The following is a 1,816-nucleotide window of genomic DNA, read 5'->3' on the forward strand; positions in this document are numbered from 1 at the left end:
CGGACCTCGGACGCGGAGAGCTGCTTGCCTCCCTCGGCGGCGGTGGCACCGGCCGGCTTCCCGTCCTTCTTCTCGGCCTCGGAGCCGTAGCCGCAGGAGGCGAGGACACCGACCAGCAGCGGCAGGGCGGCGACGGCGGCGAGGCCGCGGCGCAGGGTCTTGCGGGTATTACCGGTGGCAGGCACGGGAGGATTCCTCTCGACGCGCCGTCTTGTGTTACGGCGCAGGTCTTCGTCTGTGGTGCGGGGGCAGGTACGGCTCGTGGGGGGCGCGCATGAGGTGCGCGTACGTCATCGCGCACATCGCGCCACCCCTCCCTGGCCGCTGCCGAGGGCGCCGCTGCCCACGCGGCCGCCCTCCTTCGCGAAGGTGGAGTAGATGTCGGCGAGCATGATCTAGAAGTCCCACCCTTCTTCGTCCGCCGCTACGGTCTCGGCCTTGGAGGCGAAGGACTCGCCCGCCATGCCGGCCGCCAGGGTGGTTCCGTCGGCCGGGTCGATCAGCAGGAAGGATCCGGTGCGGCGGGAGTCGGCGTACGCGTCGAGCGCGAGCGGCTCGGCGGTGCGGACGACGACGCGGCCGATGTCGTTGGCCACCAGCCGGCCGGGGTTCGGGTGCTGCGACAGGTCGTCCAGGGTCAGCCGGGAGGGGATCTCCTTGACGATCGCCTTGACCGTGCGGGTGGTGTGCTTGAGGAGGACGCGCTGGCCGACGGCGAGGGGCCGGTCCGCGACGTGGCAGACGGTGGCGACGACGTCCTGCGTGGTGGCCGGGGCGCTCGCGGACGGCGCGATCAGGTCGCCGCGCGAGATGTCGATGTCGTCCTTGAGGCGCAGGGTCACCGACTGCGGGGACCAGGCGATGTCCACCGACTCGCCGAGGGCGTCGATGCCCTCGATGACGGAGGTACGGCCCGACGGCAGGACGGTGACGGGCTCGCCGACGCGCAGGACGCCGGAGGCGATCTGGCCCGCGTAGCCGCGGTAGTCGGGGTGCTCGGCGGTCTGCGGGCGGATCACGTACTGCACGGGGAAACGCGCCGGGCAGGCGGTGAGGTCGTGGCTGACCGGAACGGTCTCCAGGTGCTCCAGCACCGTCGGGCCGCCGTACCAGTCCATGTTCGCCGAGGGCTCCACGACGTTGTCGCCGGCCAGCGCCGAGATCGGGATCGCGGTGATCTCCGGAACGCCCAGCTCGGAGGCGTACGCGGTGAACTCCTCGGCGATCTTCGCGAAGACCGGCTCCCGGTAGTCGACGAGGTCCATCTTGTTGACGGCGAGGACGACGTGGGGGACGCGCAGGAGGGCGGCGACGGCGGCGTGCCGGCGGGTCTGCTCGATGACGCCGTTGCGGGCGTCGACGAGGACCACGGCGAGGTCGGCGGTGGAGGCGCCGGTGACCATGTTCCGGGTGTACTGCACGTGCCCGGGGGTGTCGGCGAGGATGAACCGGCGGCGGGCGGTGGCGAAGTAGCGGTAGGCCACGTCGATGGTGATGCCCTGCTCCCGCTCGGCCCGCAGGCCGTCCGTCAGCAGCGCCAGGTCCGGGGCGTCCTGCCCGCGGTCGGCGGAGACCCGCTCCACCGCCTCCAGCTGGTCCTCCAGGACCGACTTCGAGTCGTGCAGCAGACGGCCCACGAGGGTGGACTTGCCGTCGTCGACGGAACCCGCGGTGGCGAAGCGCAGCAGCGTGGTGGCGCTGAGCTGCTCGGTGGTGGTCGTCATGGTTAGAAGTACCCTTCGCGCTTGCGGTCTTCCATCGCGGCCTCGGACAGCTTGTCGTCGGCGCGGGTCGCGCCCCGCTCGGTGAGGCGGGA

General features: G+C 71.9%; 1 protein-coding gene and 1 pseudogene. Both read right to left on the reverse strand.

Annotated features, from left to right (window positions below; all coding sequences use genetic code 11):
* A pseudogene (locus ACZ597_RS35565) lies at positions 1-185 on the reverse strand (sulfate ABC transporter substrate-binding protein); the annotation flags it as partial.
* 210 nt (positions 186-395) lie between these two features.
* Positions 396-1,724: a sulfate adenylyltransferase subunit 1 gene (locus ACZ597_RS35570; protein WP_471339603.1), complete on the reverse strand. Its 1,329-nt coding sequence runs from the start codon at positions 1,722-1,724 to the stop codon at positions 396-398.
* Positions 1,725-1,816: the final 92 nt, after the last annotated feature.

Source organism: Streptomyces sp. NPDC040718, from assembly GCF_055593565.1.